The sequence below is a fragment of the Bradyrhizobium sp. USDA 376 genome (genome assembly GCF_054063675.1).
The window spans coordinates 5,290,183-5,310,532 of the sequence record NZ_JBSSGN010000001.1 but is presented as its reverse complement, the minus strand read 5'-3'; the positions used below and the strand labels follow the sequence as shown (position 1 = coordinate 5,310,532).

At 64.2% G+C, this 20,350-nt stretch carries 21 protein-coding genes; 11 read left to right on the top strand and 10 right to left on the bottom strand.

The annotated features are described in order from the left end of the window. Window positions 1–71: 71 nt before the first annotated feature. Both ACVJ19_RS24510 and ACVJ19_RS24505 read right to left on the bottom strand, forming a co-directional pair. Complete coding sequence (locus ACVJ19_RS24510; RefSeq protein WP_453951664.1) at window positions 72–413, bottom strand: hypothetical protein; 342 nt, start codon at window positions 411–413, stop codon at window positions 72–74. 87 nt (window positions 414–500) lie between these two features. Further along, window positions 501–2,501, bottom strand: coding sequence for a hypothetical protein (locus tag ACVJ19_RS24505; protein ID WP_453951663.1), 2,001 nt, complete (start codon window positions 2,499–2,501; stop codon window positions 501–503). 378 nt (window positions 2,502–2,879) lie between these two features. On the opposite strand from ACVJ19_RS24505, the gene ACVJ19_RS24500 reads away from it, so the two are divergent. The 4 genes from ACVJ19_RS24500 to ACVJ19_RS24485 are packed head-to-tail and all read left to right on the top strand — an operon-like array spanning window position 2,880 to window position 5,922. Then, a complete protein-coding gene (locus ACVJ19_RS24500) occupies window positions 2,880–3,698 on the top strand; it encodes a peptidylprolyl isomerase (RefSeq protein ID WP_453951661.1) in 819 nt (272 codons plus the stop codon). Next, entirely contained in the window at window positions 3,695–4,687 is a 993-nt protein-coding gene (locus ACVJ19_RS24495) for a HupE/UreJ family protein (RefSeq protein WP_453951660.1), read from the top strand. The genes ACVJ19_RS24500 and ACVJ19_RS24495 overlap by 4 nt, the downstream gene beginning before the upstream one ends. A gap of 15 nt (window positions 4,688–4,702) precedes the next feature. Further along, entirely contained in the window at window positions 4,703–5,308 is a 606-nt protein-coding gene (locus ACVJ19_RS24490) for a HupE/UreJ family protein (protein WP_453951659.1), read from the top strand. Further along, window positions 5,305–5,922 carry a HupE/UreJ family protein gene (locus tag ACVJ19_RS24485; RefSeq protein ID WP_453951658.1) on the top strand — a complete coding sequence of 206 codons (618 nt, stop codon included), beginning with the start codon at window positions 5,305–5,307 and terminating at the stop codon, window positions 5,920–5,922. The genes ACVJ19_RS24490 and ACVJ19_RS24485 overlap by 4 nt, the downstream gene beginning before the upstream one ends. Window positions 5,923–5,944: 22 nt before the next feature. On the opposite strand, the gene ACVJ19_RS24480 is transcribed toward ACVJ19_RS24485, so the two are convergent. Continuing rightward, a complete protein-coding gene (locus ACVJ19_RS24480; RefSeq protein ID WP_453951657.1) occupies window positions 5,945–6,820 on the bottom strand; it encodes an alpha/beta fold hydrolase in 876 nt (291 codons plus the stop codon). A gap of 9 nt (window positions 6,821–6,829) precedes the next feature. After that, window positions 6,830–9,337: an alpha/beta hydrolase gene (locus ACVJ19_RS24475; RefSeq protein WP_453951656.1), complete on the bottom strand. Its 2,508-nt coding sequence runs from the start codon at window positions 9,335–9,337 to the stop codon at window positions 6,830–6,832. A 130-nt stretch (window positions 9,338–9,467) separates the two neighbouring features. Here ACVJ19_RS24475 and ACVJ19_RS24470 point away from each other — a divergent pair, with 130 nt between their 5' ends. From ACVJ19_RS24470 to ACVJ19_RS24450, 5 genes are all read left to right on the top strand, one after another. Continuing rightward, the gene (locus ACVJ19_RS24470) at window positions 9,468–10,394 is read left to right on the top strand and encodes an alpha/beta fold hydrolase (RefSeq protein ID WP_453951655.1); all 927 of its coding nucleotides are present in this window, start codon (window positions 9,468–9,470) and stop codon (window positions 10,392–10,394) included. Beyond that, window positions 10,391–10,984 (top strand): hypothetical protein, encoded by a 594-nt coding sequence (locus tag ACVJ19_RS24465; protein ID WP_453951654.1) that lies wholly within the window; start codon window positions 10,391–10,393, stop codon window positions 10,982–10,984. Before ACVJ19_RS24470 ends, ACVJ19_RS24465 begins: the two co-directional genes overlap by 4 nt. Window positions 10,985–11,081: 97 nt before the next feature. Further along, window positions 11,082–11,729, top strand: coding sequence for a CoA transferase subunit A (locus ACVJ19_RS24460; protein WP_453951653.1), 648 nt, complete (start codon window positions 11,082–11,084; stop codon window positions 11,727–11,729). Between the two features lie 4 nt (window positions 11,730–11,733). Next, a complete protein-coding gene (locus ACVJ19_RS24455; protein ID WP_453951652.1) occupies window positions 11,734–12,384 on the top strand; it encodes a 3-oxoacid CoA-transferase subunit B in 651 nt (216 codons plus the stop codon). Window positions 12,385–12,394: 10 nt separating this feature from the next. Continuing rightward, window positions 12,395–12,853, top strand: coding sequence for a MaoC family dehydratase (locus tag ACVJ19_RS24450; protein ID WP_456739447.1), 459 nt, complete (start codon window positions 12,395–12,397; stop codon window positions 12,851–12,853). Window positions 12,854–13,037: 184 nt separating this feature from the next. Here the strand turns inward: ACVJ19_RS24450 and fabI are convergent, their stop codons facing one another. The 4 genes from fabI to ACVJ19_RS24430 are packed head-to-tail and all read right to left on the bottom strand — an operon-like array spanning window position 13,038 to window position 18,265. Beyond that, a complete protein-coding gene (gene fabI / locus ACVJ19_RS24445) occupies window positions 13,038–13,826 on the bottom strand; it encodes an enoyl-ACP reductase FabI (protein WP_453951651.1) in 789 nt (262 codons plus the stop codon). Then, window positions 13,823–15,037, bottom strand: coding sequence for an acetate/propionate family kinase (locus ACVJ19_RS24440; protein ID WP_453951650.1), 1,215 nt, complete (start codon window positions 15,035–15,037; stop codon window positions 13,823–13,825). Before ACVJ19_RS24440 ends, fabI begins: the two co-directional genes overlap by 4 nt. 4 nt (window positions 15,038–15,041) lie before the next feature. After that, window positions 15,042–16,004 carry a phosphate acetyltransferase gene (locus tag ACVJ19_RS24435; protein WP_453955197.1) on the bottom strand — a complete coding sequence of 321 codons (963 nt, stop codon included), beginning with the start codon at window positions 16,002–16,004 and terminating at the stop codon, window positions 15,042–15,044. A 29-nt stretch (window positions 16,005–16,033) separates the two neighbouring features. Further along, window positions 16,034–18,265 carry a DUF3141 domain-containing protein gene (locus tag ACVJ19_RS24430; RefSeq protein ID WP_453951649.1) on the bottom strand — a complete coding sequence of 744 codons (2,232 nt, stop codon included), beginning with the start codon at window positions 18,263–18,265 and terminating at the stop codon, window positions 16,034–16,036. A 187-nt stretch (window positions 18,266–18,452) separates the two neighbouring features. Between ACVJ19_RS24430 and ACVJ19_RS24425 the strand changes: the two genes are divergently transcribed. Continuing rightward, window positions 18,453–18,974, top strand: a complete 522-nt coding sequence (locus ACVJ19_RS24425; protein WP_456739446.1) for an N-acetyltransferase family protein — start codon at window positions 18,453–18,455, stop codon at window positions 18,972–18,974. Between the two features lie 103 nt (window positions 18,975–19,077). Next, window positions 19,078–19,353, top strand: coding sequence for a hypothetical protein (locus ACVJ19_RS24420; protein WP_453951647.1), 276 nt, complete (start codon window positions 19,078–19,080; stop codon window positions 19,351–19,353). A 113-nt stretch (window positions 19,354–19,466) separates the two neighbouring features. Here the strand turns inward: ACVJ19_RS24420 and ACVJ19_RS24415 are convergent, their stop codons facing one another. Both ACVJ19_RS24415 and ACVJ19_RS24410 read right to left on the bottom strand, forming a co-directional pair. Then, the gene (locus tag ACVJ19_RS24415; protein ID WP_453951646.1) at window positions 19,467–19,730 is read right to left on the bottom strand and encodes a hypothetical protein; all 264 of its coding nucleotides are present in this window, start codon (window positions 19,728–19,730) and stop codon (window positions 19,467–19,469) included. A 3-nt stretch (window positions 19,731–19,733) separates the two neighbouring features. Then, window positions 19,734–20,201 carry a hypothetical protein gene (locus ACVJ19_RS24410; protein ID WP_453951645.1) on the bottom strand — a complete coding sequence of 156 codons (468 nt, stop codon included), beginning with the start codon at window positions 20,199–20,201 and terminating at the stop codon, window positions 19,734–19,736. Between the last annotated feature and the right edge of the window lie 149 nt (window positions 20,202–20,350).

Below are 20,350 nucleotides of genomic sequence, written 5' to 3'. Positions count from 1 at the left end.
GGCAGACAATGCGCGGGCTAAGATGACACTGCGATGACAGCGCGAAGGATCTCTAAAATTCTCCGATCCCGCTACTCGTCTGCCCGGAGCACTTTCAGCGTCTCGCCCGGCCGCAGCTCGTGCCGCCGCTCGCGCACCTCGTCAGAGGCACGCGAAGCCATGTCGAGACATTCGTCGAACTCGCCATTGCCGGCTTCGACCAGCGCCTGATGCAGGTGCCGCTCCGCGAAATAGCGCGAGAGATGATCGGGCGGCAAGGCCGCCGCCAATGCGCGCGCCTCCGCGACGGCGGCATTGCAATCGTCCCGGGTCGGTTCCTCCGATGCGGGCACCGCCGCGCCGGGTGCGGCCACAGCGCAGCCGAGACCGGCGAGCAGGCCGAATGCGCAGACGGTCATACGAAACAGATGCATGTCAGTCGCACCGGGCAGCAACGGCCCGCCTCAAAACGAGTGCGGCGGGGCGCAAAATTGCGCCCCGCCGGATGGCCTCACATCACGTCAGCGGTGGTCGTGATGATGATCGTCGTGATCGTGGTCGTGCTCAGCCCGCTGCCCGAGCCGGCGCGCCAGTTCGGCGTTGGTCTCGACCAGGAGCTTCGGCGAGCCTTCCGGCCTGACGAAGATCGGGTTGGCATAGAACCAGGCGTTCGAGTAGGCCTGAACGTCGTGGGTCACCTTCTTGGCACCGTTCACCGTCTCCAGATGCGTCGGGCATGCCGGATCGGTGCAGCTCACCTGCGCATTGTTGGCATCGAGCAGCGGATTGCCGGCGGTATCACTGACGTTCGGAGTGCCGTTCGGAATGTTGGTTCCGCGCGCGCGGATGTAGAACGGCTTGGTGCCCGCGGTAAACGTCGTCGTGAACCGCAGCCGCACGCCGTCACGGTCGCCCCGATGCTCGCGGTGCATCTGCGTCGCCGCGATCTGCCGGGCGATGGTCGCCGAGGCGTTGTACACGATCGACGCGCCGGCCGTGCCCGCGGCATTCGCCACCGCGTAGTTGGCCGCGTCAGGCGCAACGACGCCGGTGATCTGGCCCGTGATCAGATCGACATGGTCGAGCGACGGCTTGTTCAGCGGCTGCTTGATGCCCACCGGCAGCAGCAGCGGGTTGTTGAAGGTGTAGGGGCTGTTGTTCTCGTTTGGAATGGTCAGCACCATCTCGACCGTGATCTTCTCGCCGGGCCTCACGACCAGAGTCTCGCCCATGGTCTTCCAGTCGTCACCGCGCGTCTTGGCGCGGAACACCAGATCCGGACCGATGAGATCCGCATTGACCGAGTACGAGTTGCCCGAGCGCATGCCGTCGACGACGTGCTGCGACGAGAAGCGTCCGGCGTTCGGAACATACAGCTTGGTGTATTCGCCGGGAATGAAGTCGGCGGTCGTGAACGAGTCGCGCGCACCGCCGGCACCGCGGCTGTGCCAATCCGAGCTCACATACACGAAGAAGTTGCGGCCTTCGCCGAGCAGTCCGTCCCAGAGGCCGCCGACCTTCGCGGTGTAGATGCCGCTCATGCCGTAGGTGCCGCCGCCGACCGCGCCGGTGCCGTAGGAGCCGGAACCGCCATTGGCGCCGCCTTCGGCGAAGTGGCCGGGCGATTCGATGCCGAACGCGACCGTTGGGCCCGCATTGTTGAAGTCGCGGAAATGCTCGATATTGTAGCCCTTGTTGGCGGTCGCGCTGAACGGCCCCTGACGTTCGGTGTGGGTCGGGATGACGTAGGACTGAAGCGGGTAGTTCGCCTGCAGCCACTTGATGCCGGTGAGCGCCTTCTGGTGGCCTGCAGTGCCGGTGTTGTTGACGTTGTCCTTGCCCGGCCAGAGCTGGTTGCCGCCGGCGTCGATGACGGGGCCGATCGCGTCGGCGTCGGCGCGGTCGAAGCGGTATTCGAATTCCGCCATCTTGTCGGCGTTGCCGGTTCCCCGGCGCGGGTGCTGCCCGGTGATGACGGCGACGTCGACGTGCTCATGGCCGGGTGCGATCCACTCGAGACCCTCGATCAGCACCTTGTCGTATTGCGCCGAGCGATTGACGATGGTCGGATACTCGACCTCGCGGATCGACTGCCAGCGCCACATCTGCGCGCCGGTGCCGGAGCCGTTCGGGGTGCCCTTCAGGCTGCTGATCGTGATCCCGTCGATGGTCTGGCCGAGCGTCTGGCTCCAGGTCGTCGTGGTTTGTCCCGGAATATTGGCGCTGGTGTCGCTGAAACGGCAGTCGCGATTGCCGGAACCGCCGTGGTTGCCGAGCGTGAACCAGTCGAGGTCGAAATTGTTGCCGCCCGCCGACGCGGCGCCCCGCCCGACGGCGCGGTCGATGGTGTAGCCGGCGGCAACCGAACCATCCGTGCAGGTGTTGTGGTTGTGCATGTCACCGGCGACATAGGGATTGCCGCGGCGCTCGCCGCGACCGAACTCCTCGGCCGTCGCGCTCTGAGTCAGCGCCAATGATGCCGATGCGGCGGTCAACAGGATGGTCTTGCCAGATGGAAACATCTATCGCCCCTTATTCAAGTCGGATATCGCGAAACAGCAGAGACTGGGAATTCGAGGACTCTCTTGCCCCGACCGCGTGAGCGGATTCCCTGCGCGCGGCGATCATGACCAGAGTTCCGATACAGCTTCGTGAAGGATTTATGTTTGGTGTGCGCAGGTCGGCAATTTCCACGAGGCATCTTGCCTCCAGCGTTTGTCCGTTGCATTTTCCGCGCCGCGCGATGATGACAGTCGAAATGCTCTGCCGCATAAGGCGGCGGCGTGTGCTGCGAGATTTGTGACAACCATATGTCAATGCCGGCGACACCAGTTGAAGTGCAGTCCTTTCCGATATCGCACGCGGGAGGTTCGGACCCGGGCGCAAATGTCGCCGCTGGCATGACGAAGCCTTCGCCTTCCCTCCTCTCGGCGCTGGTGCGCCTCTCGCGCGAACCCTTGCTGCACTTCATCCTGCTCGGGGGGATCATCTTTGGCATCGACGCCGTGCTGCATCCCCCTGCCAAGGACGAAAAGGTCATCACAGTCACCAAGGCGATGCGTCAGTCCTTCATCGACAATTTCGACGAGGACAAGGAACGCGCCCCGTCCAGCGAGCAGCTCCAGAAGATGATCGACAGCTGGGTCGCGAGCGAGATCCTCTACCGCGAAGGCAAGGCGCTTGGCGTCGATCGCGGCGACGAGACGATCCGCGACCGGATTGCCTTCAAGATGCAATTGTTGATCTTCGACCAGATCCGCGTCCCGCGTCCCACGGACGAGCAGCTCCAGGCATGGTTTGCGGAGAATCACGCCCGCTTCGACGAGCCCGAGCGCGTCTCCTTCTACATCACCCCGCCCACGGACCAGGCGACGGCGCAGCGTCAGCTCGACGACATCGTCCAGCAGCGCGAATCCGAGGAGCTGCAGCATCTCACGCGCGCCGTCCTCGCCCGGCCGGTCGACAGTCTTGCCGCAGGCTTCGGCGAAGGTTTCCGCGATCAACTGCTGGCGATGCCGGAAGGGGAATGGAAGCTGCTGCAATCCAAGGACGGCTGGCACGTCGCCCGGCTGGATTCCCGGCGCCCGGGGAATCTTGCCAGCCTCGACAAGGTTCGGGATGAGGCCGCCAGGATCTGGCATACGGATGAGACCCGCAAGCTGGCCTGGGAAGCGGTCAAGCGGCTCAAGGCGTCCTATCAGGTGCGGTACGAGCCGTGAGAGCGATCCAGTATCTGCGATTGGCGCTGCTGGCTCTGGTGCTGGCGCTGGCCGTACTCATCCGGCCGTCGGCGCTCAGTGCGCATGAAGCGGCGATGGGCGTGCTCGAATTCCGCGAGGTTCGACCCGGTGCCTTCGTCGGCCGCTGGAGCATCGAGCCTTCGATCGGGGCATCGCGGGTCGACCTCAGGGTGCCGCCGCACTGCTTTCTCCGCCTGCCCGAGATGAATTGCGGCGCGAAGGGGCTGGTCGGTCCGATCACCATCACCAATCTCGGCTCCAACATGTCGGTCGTTCTGATCAAGGTCATCCCGATCGAGGGCGAGCCGCGCAGCTACACGATCTCGACGGCCAATCCGGTCGTCTCCGTTCTCGGCACCGGCGCGCCGACGCTCGAGGTGTGGCTCGAGCTCGCCAGGACCTACGTGAACTACGGCATCGACCACATTCTGCTCGGCGCCGATCATCTGCTGTTCGTGCTGGGTTTGATCTGGATCGTCGGCAGCGGCTGGCGTCTGGTGAAGACGATCACGGCCTTCACGATCGGACACAGCGCCTCGCTCGCCGCGGCAGCTTTCGGCCTGATCGGCGTGCCGGAGCGCCCGCTCAATGCCTGCATCGCATTGAGCATCGCGTTCGTCGGAGTGGAAATCGTCAAGCAGCAGCGCGGCGAGATCGGGCTCACCGCCCGCTATCCCTGGATCGTGGCATTCAGCTTCGGCCTGGTGCACGGCATCGGCTTCGCAAGCGCGCTCGCGGGACTCGGGCTCGAACGCCGCCTGCTTCCGGCAGCGTTGCTGTTCTTCAACATCGGCGTGGAGATCGGACAGCTCGCCTTCGTGCTGCTCGTGCTCGCCCTGATCTGGGCGCACCGACGGCTTGATGCCGTCGTGCCGCGCTGGGGCGAGGCCTTGCCGGCCTACCTCATCGGGTCGGTGTCGATGTTCTGGTTCTTCGGCCGTCTGGCGCGCGTGTTCGCCGTGATCTGAGCGAGAGTCCACACAATGTCTTTGCGCCTTCCCCTACCCCTCACGATCGCCATCGTTTCGTTCGCACTGACGCAACCGGCTCTCGCGCATGAGCAGGCCGGCGTGGCGGGCGGACTCCTCAGCGGCCTGCTCCACCCGGTCACGGGCATCGACCATCTGATCGCGATGGTGGCGGTCGGGATCTGGGGCGCGCAGCTCGGCGCGCCCGCCATCTGGATCCTGCCGATCACCTTCCCGCTCGTCATGGCGATCGGCGGCGTATTGGGCGTGCTGCATGTGCCGCTTCCGATGCCGGAATTGATGATCGCCGCCTCCGCCGTGATCCTCGGGATTGCCGTCGCCGCCCGGCTGCGCCTGCCCTTTGCCGCGGCTGCCATCGTCGTCGCGGTGTTCGCGATTTTTCACGGTCATGCGCACGGCGCCGAGCTGCCGCGCGCGGCGAACGCGCTCGCTTATGGCGTCGGCTTCATCACCGCCACCGGCCTGTTGCATCTGTGCGGCATCGCGATCGGCACGTTGACGCGCTGGCCCGCCGGCGAGCGGCTCATCCAGGGACTTGGGGCCGGCATTGCGGCAGTCGGCTGCTATTTCCTCGCGCAGGGCGTCGGAGCCTTCGCATGAAGCTGAATTCCGCGCGCCTGTTGATCGCGACAGCGATGCTGCTTGCTGGCGGAAATGCCGCCGAGGCGCATATCGTCGCGGCCCGCCTCGGCGATTTCTACATGGGTGTCGTGCATCCCCTCACCGATCTCCAGGATGTCGTTCTCTGGACCGCGACCGGCGTGCTGGCGGGTACGCTCGGAGCCGCCAGGGGGCGCTGGCTCATCGCTGTGTTTCCGCTCGGACTGCTGGCCGGCTTGCTCCTCGGGCAGGTCTTCGGCGCGGCTTCCACACAGCTTGCGGACGCGGCAATGATGCTCGCAGTCGGCCTGCTGCTCGCGGCCGCGGCGCAGGTGCCCACAGTGTTGCTCTGCGCGATGGCCTTCGCGGTCGCCGTGATAAGAGGCGCTGCGAACGGCGCCGACCTCGCGCCCGAAACCGACCGGCTGCTGTTTGCAGCAGGATTGACGTGCGTCGGCTACGCCGCCATCACCCTGACGATGGCGCTGACCGCGGTGTTCAGGCGAACGAACTCGGACAGTGCAACATCCTGGCGAGCCATTGCCGTCCGCGCGCTTGGCGGCTGGATCGCTGCGATCGGTCTGATGATGGCAAGCCTTGCACTGGCGTCATGAGGGCGCAAGGTTGTAGGATCAGTCAGGAACTGGAGCTGGAAGGCAGGCCTCCGAACCAGCCGCCGAAATAGCCGGCATAAAGCGCCGGCCGTTCGAGATTCATCGAATGCCCGATGCCGGGCACGATCACGAGACGGCAATCCGGCATCGCCTTGGCCATCGCGCGAAGATCATCCCGCGCAATCCAGCCGTCCCTTTCACCCCACAGCACCATATGCGGATGCCGCAGTTCCGGCATGCGGCGCTCGAGCTCGCGGCTTTCCTTTTCGCGCGTGAGGTTGACGGGGGTGCCGATCCAGATTCCTTCCGAGACGCCAAACGTCTGGTCGATGATGCGGTCGAACAGCGCCTCGATCTCGTCCAGCCCGTCGCGAAAGCGCGGGATGGCGCTCGGCGCCATGCTTTCCGGCACGAACAGCGAGGACGCCGCCGTTGCCATGACCGTGCGGGTCAACTCCTTGCTCATCATCATCGACCGGAACAGGCCGATCTGGTCGGCATTGAAGGCCATGCCGAGCGGCGTCACCGGATCGAGCGCGAACACCCGCCCGAAGCGCTGCGGCTGCATCAGCAGCATGCGCGCAGCGATGATGCCGCCGGTCGAATGCGTTGCGAGATGGCAATGGCCGATGTCCAGCGTATCGAGCGCCGCCAGCATGTCCTCGGCGTGTTGCTGCATGGAATAGTTGGAATAGTCGACGTTCGGCTTCGGCCGATCGCTGTCACCGCATCCGCGCCAGTCCAGGCCGATGACCCGCAGCCCCGTTGGAAACAGCGGCGCGGCGAGCTCGATCCAGTCCTTGCTGGCGAGATTGCCATGGATGAAGACGACGGTGACGTCGCCCTCTCCCCACTCTCGCCAGCCAAGCTGGACCTCGCCCGCCTGCACCCTCCGCATGAGAGCGTCCTATTTGTTGAGGCCCGCAGTCGGCGCCGCGCCGGGAGGCGTCGGGGCCACCGGCAGCGCCGACACCACCGCGCCCCTGATCATACGGTCGGTGCCGAGCGGCGACGAGGTATCGACCGTTCCCTTGGTGACGAAATCCACCACGTCGACGGAGAACTCGACCGGGTTGTCCGTATGGATGAAATGTCCGGTCTCCGGATAGATCTTGAGGATCGGCCGGTTGCCGGCATTGATCATCCGCGACATGAAGGGTGTGATGACGTCGCGCCCGAGATCCGTGAGCCCGTTGAAGGCGGGCGTCGGAATGAACGGCTCCTTGTCGCCGAATGACAGGAAGATCGGCGCCTTGATCTTGGTGACGCGCTCATAGAGATTCTTCGGATCATCCTGCTGAAGCTCCGCTCCGATCGTGTAGATGTCGAAGATGAAAACGTTGCTCCATTGCTCGAGCTCTTTCGGGTTGCCCCTGGTGAGCCCGACGCGCTGCTCGGTGTGCAAGCGGGCATATTCGCTGTCGCTGAAGAAGTACCCGCTCTTGGCAGCTGAAACTGCGCCGGTGTTCGGATCACGCTTCTTGAAATAGAAGAAGTCACGGATGTTCTGCTCATCGCGCGCCTTCTCCGCCGCGAGGATCCCGGTCTGATCCCAGACCTGCTTCCATTTGTCGAAATCGCGGCCAAGGCCGTCGGCGAAAAGAGGCGCCTTCTTGTCCTTGGCGATGGTGATCTCGCGCGGATATTCCTCGAGGCCGGAGGGGGCTTCGAGGGCGAGGCCCTGCACCGCATCCGGCCAGGTCAGCGCGTAGCCCACTACGAACTGGCCGCCGAGCGAGTGGCCGAGATAATAGGCCTTCTTGACGCCGAGCTGGTTGACGACGAGATCGTAGATGACCTCGCGCATGTCCTGCATGGTGCGCGCCGGGCTCTTGTCGAGATTGCCGGGACCGGACATGCCGTAATGCGGCAGGTCGGGCACAATCACGCGCAGGCCGCTGCGCAAGGCATACTGCATGATGTTGCCGTAGTGCCCGCCGAATGCGCCCTTGCCGTGGATGATGACGAGCACCTTCGGGTCCTTGTCGGTGCCGGCATACTCGTCCATGTACCCGATTTCCCAGGAATTGCCGCTCTTGTCCTTGGCATTGCCGAACTTGACCGGATAGGGATAGGTCACATACGCCTTCCAGAACGACTTCTTCGGATCGATGTTCTTTGCGACGTCGGGCACGCGATAATTCTTGTCGACGAATTTCTGCGCACGATCGAGACTCGCAACGTCATCCATGAAGGCGACGAACTTCGGATCGTTCTTGCGCTGGTTGATGATTGGGAACACGCCGTAATGCGCGACCGGACTCTCCTGCGCGATCAGGTCCGCGCCGGGCACGCGATCGACGGCCTGCTGGGCGAGCTTGAAGTTGAGCCAGAGGTCATTGGTGATGTGCATCACCAGCGTGCGGGCCTGGATGCGGCCGAGATAGGGATTGACGTTGTGGGTCTCGCCCACTCGGTTGCGCCAGACGAGATCGACCGCGTCGTAGAGCTTGGCGCGGTTGGTGACGTTCAAGCCGGCTTTCTCGTTCGGCGGGTCCCAGTAGAAAATCTCGGGCTGGACCGCCGCCCAGTTCTGGGTGGTGCGGAAAGCGAAGTCATAGCCCGTCATGCCGAGGATCGACCAGCCGAATGCCACGCCCGGCACCGGGTGCTTCTCCTTGGGCAGCTTGTAATAGTCACCCTTGGTCGCCTGCCAGACCGGGTCGCCCTGGATCGCGGCCGTCATCATCTGGAAGGTCCAGTTGCCGACAGGATCCTCGCCGTCGGACTGCGTGGTGCCGCCGATCGGCATCAACGCGCCGATATATTCGGGATGCATGACGCCCCAGACATAGGTCTGGGTGCCGCCCATGGAGACGCCGGTCACCAGAGCGACGCGCGCGACCTTCAGCTCGTCGCGCAGCAGGCGATAGTTCGCCTGCACCATGTCGTAGTAGCTGTACTGCGGAAACTTGATGCCGAGACCGTCGGATGGCTTGCTCGCCCCCCAGGTGCCGAGCGGATCGACCATGATGACGTAATAGCGGTCGGTGTCGATCGGCCAGCCCGGACCGATGATCGGCACGCCGCCCGACAGGGCAGCGCCTTTGACCCACTGCTCGTACATGTCGGTGGAGTCGCCGGAATAATAGGAGTTGATCACGATGGCATTGGTGATTTCGCCGGCGGCATTGCGACGCGCGTTGCCGATCGCGATGTAGCCGGTGCGCAGCTTGCCGCCGCCAAGCGATTCCAGCGTCACGCCGCCCTCGCCGCCATTCTCCCATTTCGAGGGATCGGCCAGGTCGTACTTTCCGCCGAGGCGGAAATTCGCGATCTCATAGGTCTTCTTGAGACCGTCATGCTGCATCTGCGACGAGCGGCGGGTGAACGGCTGCGCCACCGCAAGCGCGGTGCCAACCAGCAACAAGATCAGGCTGACGATGCAACGCTTGAGCGCGTTTCTCCCGGTCATGGCGACTCCCTCCTGGCAGTGTTTTGCGCGCACGCTAGGTTGGGTGCCCCTGGGAAGTTTGATTTAGCTCAATGGAATCGCCGCCCCCGCGTCGAGGATCGCGGCCATCATCACCCGGCCGGTGCCCGCAATGCCCTTCCTCAGTCATGGCTCATATCGGATCCGCTATGAGCTCGACGGACCGGCAGATGCGCCGGCCTTTGTGCTGGTTAACGGCCTCACGCAATATTCCGAGCTCTGGGGCGCCTATCGCGACGCGCTGGTCGCACGGCATATTCGGGTCGCGACATTCGACCTGCTCGGCCAGGGCGCCTCCGACAAGCCGGCGCTGTTCATCGATCAGGACGACCACGTCGCCGTGCTGCATCGCCTGATCGGCGAGCTCGGCGATGGCCCGGTCTTCCTCGGCGGCATCAGTTTCGGCGGACTGATCGCGCTGCGCTATGCCATCGCGCACGGCGCGCGGCTGTCCGGGCTGGTGCCGATGAGCTGCTTTGCCGAGCTTTCGCCGCAACTGCTGCTGATCGGCAATGCCCTGCGGACCGGCCTCATCCTTGGCGGCACCAGTTATCTCCAGGATCTGTTGCTGCCGATGAACCTCTCGGATCAATGGCTGAAGCCGCTGCTGGACAAGCTCGACAGCGTGAAGCGGCAGGGCTGGCTCGTGAACGACGTCTACGCCCTTCAGAACCTGATGGAGTCCTTTCTCGACTTCAAGCCGCTGACGCCGCAGCTCGCCTCGATCACGGTCCCGACCATGATCCTGAATGGCGAGTTCGACTTCCTCACGCCACGCTCGTTGCACGAGACCCTCCGGCTCGAGATTCCCGACAGCGCGCTCGTCATCATTCCGAGGGCCTATCACGCCTTCACCCTGGAAAAGGCGGCTCTCACCGCCGACCTGCTGGCGCGCTTTGCCGAAGACGTGATGGCCGGCCGCTGGCAGGGCAACAAGCAGGTCTTGATCGCGCCGGAAGAGGCCGGCGGAGATTTTTCACCGTTTCCGGACGGGTATGACCATCTGCGCGCGATCCCGGTGCAGAGGGCGGCAATATGAGCGCGTTCCTCGGACCGCTGGAGGCCGACGGCCGCGTCCCGCCGCACCAGCAATCGCGGGTCTCCGCATTCCTGCTCTCCGCCCATGGTGCGCTGGCGCGGCAATTCGCGCTTGCCCTTCCCGCGAAGTTCGACGCAGCCTGGCAGACCGAGCTGAACGCCCAGCTCTATCGCGAGAGCGAGATCGTCTCGCTTCTGATGCGTGCAACCGCCTGGGTCCCGGACCTCGCGCTGGGCCCCATGGCCGCGTCCTGGGAGATGTCCTGGCTTCCGGCGCCGATCGAAGGCATCGCCGATCGCGCCCGCGCGCAGGTCGTCCAGCTCGCCACCCTCGCGCATGCCGTCCACGCCGGGATCCGGCCCGCGGCCCTGCTGCCGACGGACGCCAATGCCAACGATCCTTTCGTGACGGCGCTGCGCCGCATCGAGTTCGAGAGCGGCCGGTTATTGCAGGCGCAGATCCTGTTCCTGAAGGGACCGGATCTACTTCCTTTTCGGGACGCCGTGAGCGCAGCGCTCGATCGGCGGCATGCCGAGGTGCGCAGACTCTGGAACGAGACGCTGAAAAGCATCGGCGTCGTCCCGCAGTAATCAGCCGGCGGCTTTGACGCAGATCAAAGCTGCGAGACCGCCCGCCTCCAACATCGACCCGCAATTCAACCTGCACTTGCCGACCGGAGGTCCGACCATGAAGGCCGTTTCCGTCGAAGAAGCCGTCGCGATGATCCCCTCCGGCGCGAGCGTCATGGTCGGCGGGTTCATGGGCGTCGGGACACCGGAACGTCTGCTGGATGAGCTCGTCCGGCAAAACAAGGCAGGCCTGTCCCTGATCTGCAACGATGCGGCCACGCCCGGCAAAGGCGTCGGCAAGCTGTTCGATGCGACGCTGGTCTCGAAGTTGACCGCGACGCATATCGGCCTCAATCCGAAGGCCCAGCAGCAGATGCTTGGAAAGCAGATCTCGGTCGATCTCGTGCCGCAAGGCACCTTCGTCGAACGCATCAGGGCGGGCGGATGCGGATTGGGCGGCGTGCTGACGCCGACCGGCGTCGGCACCCTCGTTGCGGAAGGCAAGCGCCAGATCGAGGTCGACGGCAAGCCGTTTCTGCTCGAGACCGCCATTCGCGCGCAGTTCGCGCTGATCCATGCCTTCCTCGCCGACTATCTCGGCAATCTCGCCTACGCGCTGACCGCGCGCAATTTCAATCCGATCATGGCCATGGCGGCCGACACGGTCATTGTCGTGGCCGAGCACATCGTACCCGTCGGCGTCATCGCACCCGATCACGTCGTCACGCCGGCGCCGCTGGTCGACTACATCATTGCAAACGGGTGACGCCATGGATCCGCAGATCATCATCGCCCGCCGCGTCGCCAAAGAACTCCGCGACGGCAATCTCGTCAATCTCGGCATCGGCATCCCGACGCTGGTCGCGAACTATGTTCCGTCCGATCTCAAGGTCTTCTTCCAGTCCGAGAACGGGCTGATTGGCACCGGGCCGATACCGGAGCAGGGAATGGCGCATCCCCTGCTCACCGACGCCGGCGGCCGGCCCATCAGCGCGCTTCCGGGTGCGTCGACCTTCGACAGCGCGATGTCGTTCGGCCTGATCCGCGGGGGCCATGTCGACGTCACCGTGCTCGGCGGCCTTCAGGTCGATGCGCACGGCCTTCTCGCCAACTGGATGATCCCGGGCAAGATGGTCCCGGGCATGGGCGGCGCGATGGACCTCGTCAGCGGTGCCAAGCGCGTCATCGTCGCCATGCAGCACGCGGCCAAGGGCAAGTCGAAGATCGTTGCCCAATGCACGCTGCCGCTGACCTCGGCGCGGCCGGTGAGCCTCGTCGTCACCGACATGGCCGTCATCGGCTTTCCCGACGGCAGGGCGACGCTGCTCGAAACAGCACCGGGCATCAGCATCGGCGAAGTCCTGGCGGTGACGGAGGCCGAGCTCGCCATTCCCGACACTGTCCCGGAAATGAAGATCTGACGGGGTGACCATGCGCATATTCAGCGATTTCAACGAAATCAAATCCGCCGTCGGCACCGAGATCGGCGTCAGCGACTGGGTTGAGGTGTCGCAAGCGCGCATCAACCAGTTCGCGGAGGCGACCTGCGACGAGCAATGGATCCATGTCGATCAGGAGCGCGCAGCCAAGGAGATGCCCGGCGGCAAGACCATCGCCCACGGCCTGCTGTCGCTGGCGCTGGCGCCCCTCTTCATCCGATCGGTGATTGGCCTGAAGGGCCTGCGCAACACGCTGAACTACGGCGCCGACCGGATCAGATATCTGGCGCCGGTGCCGGCGGGCTCGAAGCTGCGCGGCCGCGTCACCGTCGCCGAAGCCGAGGACGTGCCGCCGGACGGGTTGCGCGTCAACTATCACCTTGTGATCGAGATCGAGGGCGGCAAGAAGCCGGCCTGCATCGCCGAGCTGATTGCGCTGCACTATCACTGAATCAAAAAAGGTCGAAAACAACCCCATGCACAGTAGCGGCGGCATTGACGGCATTGCACTTTTTCTGCCGGCCTTTTTCTGCCTGGCCAAATCGTTTGACCCGTCGGGCAAAACACTGGCATTATGCCACGATCAGCCCACAGCCTCCTGACTGCCAACCCGGCGTGACAACACGTGGTCGGGGTCAGTCGATGATGTGATACCCGCCGTCGATGTAGAGCACGCCGCCGGTCATCAGCTTGGCGCCGTCAAGCGCCAGGAAGGCAGTGGCGTTGCCGACGTCGTCGATGTTGACGAGGCTGCGCGACGGGGCCTTCGACTGCGCCTTGTCCATGAGCTCGTCGAATTCGGGAATGCCTGATGCTGCGCGCGTCGCCAGCGGGCCCGGCGAGATCGCGTGAACGCGGATGCCCTTCGGACCCAGCTCGGCCGCGATGTAGCGGACCGACGCCTCGAGCGCGGCCTTGGCCACGCCCATGACGTTGTAGTTCTCCACCACCATCTGGCTGCCGTAATAGGTCATGGTGAACAGAGTGCCGCCGTTCTTCATGAGCGGCTCGGCGAGATGAGCCATGCGCATGAACGACCAGCACGAGACATCCATGGTCTTGAGGAAACCGTCGCGGCCGACGTCGACGACACGGCCGTGCAACGCCTCCTTGGGCGAGAAGGCGATCGAGTGAAGCAGGAAGTCGAGCTGGCCCCACTCGGCCGCAATGCGCTCGAACACCGCTTCGGTCTGTCCTTCGACCATCACGTCCAGCGGCATGAAGATCGGCGCCTCCAGCGCCTGCGCCAGGGGCTCGACATGTTTTTTGGCGCGATCGTTCAGGTAAGTGACCGCGAGATCGGCGCCGAGCGCACGAAACGCCCGCGCACAGCCCCAGGCGATGGACTGGTCATTGGCGATACCGACGATCAGGCCCTTCTTTCCCTTCAGGGCCACCTTGCTGTCCGGGAATACTGGGATCATGACACCCTCTCAGATCGTGTGCTTTGCGACGAGCCGTTGACCAGCATCGCCAGCGTGTGCTGCGCAATCATCAGCTCCTCGTCGGTCGGGACGACATAGACGGGGATGCGACTGCCGGAATGCGAGATCAGCCGTGAATGACGGGCATTTTCGTCGGCATCGAGGGTTACACCGAGCCAGGCGAACTGCTCTGCCACGCGAGCCCGGATCGATGCCGAATTCTCGCCGATGCCGGCAGTGAAGACGAAGGCATCCAGACCCTGCAAGGCCGCAGCCAACATGCCCGCACTGAGCCCGATCCGGTAGACGAAGTAGTCGATCGCGAGCCGTGCATGGGCATCGGTGCTCGCCTCGAGTTCCCGCATGTCGTTGCTGACGCCGGACAGGCCCTTCAGTCCGCACTCGCGGTAGAGAAAGTCCTGCACCCTCGAAGCCGACATGCCCTTCTCCGAAATGAGATAGAGCACCACGCCGGGATCGATCGTCCCCGGCCGCGTTCCCATCGGCAGGCCATCGAGCGCCGTGAAGCCCATGGTGCTCTCGACGCTGCGCCCGTCCTTCAAGGCGCACATCGAGGCGCCACTGCCGAGATGGGCGACGATCACGCGCCCGCTGGCGATCTCGGGCGCGACATGGGGCAGTGTTCGAGCGATGTATTCATAGGACAGGCCGTGAAAGCCATAGCGCCGCACGCCCTCGGCATGAAGCTGGTGCGGGATGGCATAGTGGTCTGCGACCGCCTCGTGCGTGCGGTGGAAGGCGGTGTCGAAACAGGCCACCTGGAACAGCGTCGGGAAGTTCGCGAGGAGCGAGCGGATCGGCGCCAGGTTATGCGGCTGATGCAGCGGCGCCAGACTGACGAAGCGCTCCAGCCTGCACACGACGCCGTGGTCGATCACGACCGGCCGCGAATAGTCCGGACCGCCATGCACGACGCGGTGGCCGACCGCGATCGGCGTCACCCGAAGCTCGTTCCGCAACCAGTCGCCGGCAACAGCCATTGCCGCCGGGACATCCGGCACGGCTTCGATCGGGTAGGCGCGATCGACCAATGGGCCGTTGCTCGTGCCGCCGGCGCGCAGACGCGGCCGGCTGCCGATGCCGTCGATCTGTCCCTTGATCTGCCGCCGAAGGGTCCCCTCGCCCTCGATCGAATAGACTTGAAACTTGACGCTGGAGGAGCCGGCATTGACGACGAGGATCGTATCCATGGCGTCACGCGGCCACTGTCGGCGCCTTCTGGCGCCTGGCGCGAGCATAGAGCGCGGCAACCGCGCAGGATGCCATGCGCGCGCGTGGTGAATCCGCCCGCGAGGTGAGGACCACCGGCACGCGGGCGCCGAGCACGATGCCCGCGCCATCCGCCTTGGCGAAATAGGCGAGGTTCTTGGCCAGCATGTTTCCGGCCTCGAGGTCCGGAACGACCAGGATCTGCGCACGGCCGGCGACCTCGGAGGTGATGCCCTTGATCCGCGCGGCTTCCAAGTCGATCGCATTGTCGAACGCCAGCGGACCATCGAGCATGCCGCCGGTGATCTGGCCGCGATCGGCCATCTTGCAGAGGGCCGCGGCCTCGATCGTCGAGGGGATTTTCGAGGTCACGGTCTCGACCGCCGACAGGATCGCGACCCGCGGGGTCTTACCAACGCCGACCTGGTTGTAGAGGTCGATCGCGTTCTGGATGATGTCGCGCTTGGCGTCGAGATCGGGGAAGATGTTGATCGCGGCATCCGTCACGAAGATGGTCTCGGCGTAGGCCGGCACATCCATGACGAAGACGTGGCTGATGCGCCGGTCGGTGCGCAGGCCGCCAGTCTTGGCCGTGACGGCGCGCATCAATTCGTCGGTGTGAAGGCTGCCTTTCATCAGCAGCTCGCCTTTGGCGGCATGGATGAGCTCGACGCCCTTGGCCGCGGCGTCCTCGCTATGCGCGGCATCGACAATCTCGAACCCGGACACGTCGAGATCGAATTTGGCGGCCGTATCCCTGATCTTCCGCTCGGGCCCGACAAGGATCGGCCGGATGATGCCGGCGCTTGCACTGTCGATGGCGCCGCGCAACGAGGTCTCGTCGCAAGGGTGAACGACGATGGTCGGCAGGGGCGCCCCCGCCTTCGCCGCCGCGATCAGGCGGTCGTATTTGCTGCCGGAATGGGCCCCCGTCGTGTCGGCCGACATCATGTCACTCCCGCTTCCGCCAATCCGCGTTACGACGCTCTTGCCTTCTCTGCCTTGGAGTCGAAAGGGGCGACGTTCGACGTCAGCTCTCCCTCTCCGGCGAGACCAAAAAGCCCGGCGATCTGCTTCAGGCGATGGGCGCGCTCGCCGGTGATGTCCTCGCTCGCCGACAGTACCTCGCGCATCGCGGCGAAGGCCTGGCGCCGCTGGCTCATGTCGTCGGGCAGCAATTTCGGGATCGCAGCCAGCGCACCGTCGCGATCGAGCAGCAGCATGAAAAACTGCTCGCGGACCAACATCTTGAATTCGGCCAGCGTCATCCGGGGGCCGGCATGGTCCCGCCGCACCTGCCGCAGCGCCTCGATGCTGCGCTCGTCCACCATGCCGCGGGCGGAGCCGACATAGAGCAGCGAACGGAGCGCTGCTTCGCGAAGCCCGCCCTCGCCGATGCGCGATTTCAGCTCGGAGATTCGCTTCTTGAGCATCGCGCGATGCTCCGCCGACATCTCGCGGCGCTGCGAGGGCGCGGAATTCGGATCGACGCCTACGGCCGCTTGCAGCAATGGCGAGCCGTAGACATTGAGGAAGATGGTCTCGCTCAGAGCCTCCTGCGCGTCGCGCCAGCTGTCGAGCGCATGGACAATCTGCTTCGACATCTGCTCCTGGAATGCCAGGAACGGATTGTCCTTCGAGACCGGCCTGCGGTTGTCCTCGACGCGATCGGCGGCCGCCTTGACGGTGGACATCCAGGGATTCCGGCTGCTGAAGGCCTCGTATTGCATTCGCAGCGGATGCATGTTGCGCGCCCAGTCCGCCACCTGCGGGGTCACCATCTTCTTGACCCAGGGTTGGACGAACTTCTGATAGGCCGCCAGATTGAGTTCCGAGACGCGCTTGGCGGCGGCAAACCGCCTCTCATCCTCGGGCGAATTGCCCCCCATCGCGCGGATATCGTCGAGCGTGCGGGCCTCACAGCGCATCACCCACTGCCCAACCGCGAGATCGGCATTGAGCGTCTCGTCGCCCCTCGCCTCGAACGTCGCCTCATAGAGCCCGGGCGGAAGCACGTCGATCAAATCGATGTTGCTGGAAAACTCGGCATGCTCCTTCTTGGCGACACCGCCGGATACGAAGATGCCGAGATGGCCGATGCTCTCGTGGACGGTATAGACGATGGTCTGGCCATACGCCCTGATCTCGTCGACGTCGGCGTAGCAGTCCAAAATCCAGTCGAGCGCCTGCTGCGGCGGCGTGACGTTGTCGCCCTTGGAGCAGAACACCACGATCGGCGAGCGGATATTGCGCAGGTCGACCTTCTGTCCGTCCGACATCTCGATGCGGCCGGCGGCGAGATTGTTGCCGATGAACAGCTCGTCGACGATGAACTGGATCTCTTCGGCATTGAGGTTGACGTGCCCGCCCCACCAGCGCTCGAAATCCAGATAGCGTTCGGCCTCGGTGTCGACCTTGGAATAGACGTTGTACTGCTTGGTCCAGAGCGTGTTGGACGGGTTCTGGTTCTCGAAGTTCTGCACCAGCCAGGCGCCGTCGAACTTGCCCGCGCCGAGATCGCTCGTCAGCGCCGTCAGCCAGCTTCCGCCCAAAAGGCCACCGGAATAGCGCATCGGATACTGGCCGTGCACGCCGGCCCAATAAGCCAGCGGCGCGCCGGCGATGATCAGGGGTCCGAACAGCTCCGGGCGCAGCGATGCCAGGATCATGACGGCCCAGCCGGCCTGGCAATTGCCGATCACGCAGGGCTTGCCGTCGGCTTCGGGATGACGGCTGATGACGGTCTCGATGAATTGCGCTTCCGCGCGCGCGATGCGCTCGATGGTCTGGCCCGGCACCGGCTCGGGCAGGAAGCCGATGAAATAGCAGGGATGCCCCGCCTTCATCGCGACGCCGATCTCGCTGTCGGCCTTGAAGCCGCCAATGCCCGGCCCGTGGCCGGCACGCGGATCGACCACCACGAACGGCCGCCGGCTCATGTCGATCTCGACATCCTTGGGCGGAATGATGCGCACAAGCGCGTAGTTGACCGGCTCCTCCAGCGTGCGGCCGTCGGCGATCAATTCGGCAGCATATTGCAGCACATGCGGCGCGACCTGCGCGACATGCTCGCGATACTGGTCGCCACGCTGACGCATGATGTCCAGAAACAGCACACTGCGCTGCCCCGCATCGACCATGTATTCGACGGCGGAGGCCACAAGGCCCGACATCGGGCCATCCGGCAGTTTCAGATTGTCCATCGCCATGTTCGCCCTCGTCGTCGCGTCCAGCCATTCAAGGAGCCCGCGGATGGCCGACGTTGATTTAGGTCAACGGTCAGTGACCGCGCGCGAGGTTCCCTGCGCAAGCCTGGCGAGCTGCCTTTCGCGGCAGGCTTGATCCGTGCCAGGCGGCAGGTATCGGCAAGCGGCTGAACGGGAAAGGCGCGCGTTGATGGAGACTCCAGCAAGTTTCACTTGTCGGGAGACGCTACGTGACGGCACCCCGGTCGAGATCCGGGCACTCCGGCCGGAGGATGAGGTCGGTATGCTCGACGCGCTGGACCAGTCCAGCATGCAAACACGCCAGCGTCGCTTCTTTGCACCGAAGCGCCATTTCTCGGACCGCGAGCGCGCCTATTTCATGGAGATCGACTTCGTGAATCACGTGGCCCTGGTTGCCTGCGCGAAGGATGCGGGCCGAGACGTCATCATCGGCGGAGGCCGCTACGTCGTCGCGACGCCCGGCTGCGCAGAGATGGCCTTTGTCGTTGTCGATGCCTGGCAGGGACGCGGCATCGGCACGCTGCTGGCGCAGCATCTCATTGCGCTCGCGCGCGAGGCCGGGCTGACTGAACTGACTGCGGAGGTCATGTCGGACAATACGGCGATGCGCCGCGTGTTCGAACGGCTCGGCTTCAGCCCTGCGGCGAAGCGAGATCCTCAAACGATTCATCTGGCGTTGAAGCTGACCTGATGACCCCCGAACTGGATTTCCACTTTTTCCTTGATCTTGATCAAGGGTCCGCCGGCTGGCCCGTGGGTCAGTCGACACCATCGCCGCAAAGACGGAGGTCGTCATGACGTATGGTATGATCGGTAAGCTGTTTGCTGCGACCATCGTGGTCGGCGCAGGCCTGTCTGTCTCCATCAGCGGATCATCCAGCGAGGGACCATCGCTGTCCTTCAGCCAGGCAGATGCACGGGTCGGACGTCCCGCGACCCCTGTATCGGTCGCCGGCGTGGCACGCCGGACCACCCGGCGCGCTGTCGTCGGGACCGCGGCCGTCGGCGCTGCGGCCGCAGGCACGGCATGCGTTCGCGTGCTGGTCAACGGGACGTATGTCTGCCGCTGACCATCGTCGAAATGACACGAGGAAGCTGAATTCTGCGGATGATCTGCATCCGCAGGACAGGCTGCGCGTCATCCGAGCGCCGGAATGAACAGCGGCAGCAGAATCCAAAGACGCTAGTGGATGGTCGGGTTGTCGAAGCGCTTTTCCGCCTGCGCGGTCACGATCTCGATGTGTGCTGTGTTGTGCCTTGCTGCCAGTTCGCGAGCAGCCGCTTGATCCCGGCTCCATCCCGGCTCACCGCGCGCACGCCGCTCGCGATAGTTGATCAGCCAGACAGTTTCCCCGTAAGTCAGGCCCACGAAGACGTCACGCCCCTCGGAATCCGGTCCCAATTCGCTCAAGTAGGTGACGTGACTCCGTAGCTTCTCCGGCGTCATTGCTCATCTTCCCGCTTGGCCATTTGCTGGGGAGCGCGGTCGCAGAGGAATGATCTGCGCCGAGCGCACCGGCTCTGGAAGCTCGGCTGAAGTCGATTGCGATCCCTTTTTGGCCCTGAACTTCGTCCAACGAAGCCCGGGCGTGTAGCCGTAGAGCACATTGAGCCAGGTTTCAGACAGCGTCGCGCTCGTGAAAGGCAATTCGGGCAAGTTCCACTCAGCGTCTCTCTCGATGCCCGGATTCATAGGCACCCGAACCGCAGCCTCTCCCCATACCAGGCCGCCGGCTGGCAATTCGACGTATTCGCAACGGTCCCGTTCTGTCCATTCCTGGACTGAATGGGCAAGACTTCTGGGATGATCGGCGGAGAAAAGGCCGACGATCTGATGACTGTCAATTGAGCGGACGAGATAAGCTGGCATGGCAATGTCCAAAAATTGAATATTGCCTATTTTTCCCGATCCTGCCAAGCCCCCTCGTGCCCGTCAAGCGTGCACCCAGTGATAAGTGCCCGATGATCTCGTCCGATATTGCTGTGCGGAATCTCGAAAGAAGGCCCTACTCATCGACGTTCAGATGAACGCTTTTTCCTTTTCTTCCCGCAATATCAACCGAACGA